This is a genomic window from Salinimicrobium oceani (assembly GCF_012037645.1).
In genome coordinates, this window is the sequence record NZ_JAAVJR010000710.1 from 1 (window position 1) to 432 (window position 432).

1 protein-coding gene is annotated in these 432 nt (G+C 34.0%); it reads left to right on the forward strand.

What is annotated here, in order from left to right:
- Nucleotides 1-432: sensor histidine kinase (locus tag HC175_RS19005; RefSeq protein WP_168139740.1), on the forward strand; the 432-nt coding region annotated here is incomplete at both ends.

Consider the following 432-nt stretch of genomic DNA (forward strand, 5'->3'; position numbering starts at 1 on the left):
CATATCACGGCACATGACCTTAAAAATCCCCTATCTATTTTACCAATGATGGCTGAAATTATTCAGAAAAATAAAAACAATCCTGAAGCGATTGATAAAATGGCAGAACAATTAAAGGACGCAGGGAAGAGAATGACAAAGACTATTACCGATTTATTAGACTCGGCCCTTCAGGATGAAGAAAACATTCATCTTCGACTAAAATCCCTCGATCTGGGAAAATTAGTGGAAGGAGTGGTAGCTACAAATCTTCACCTCGCAAAAAACAAAAAACAGAAAATAGATCTTCAAATCGAAGAAACAAGAAATATTTTTGGGGATTTCCAGCGTTTAACTGAAGTAGTAGATAATCTCATTAATAATGCTATAAAATATTCTCCTTATGGAAAAAGTATCGTAGTTACAGTAAAAGAGAAAACTAATATGGCAGTT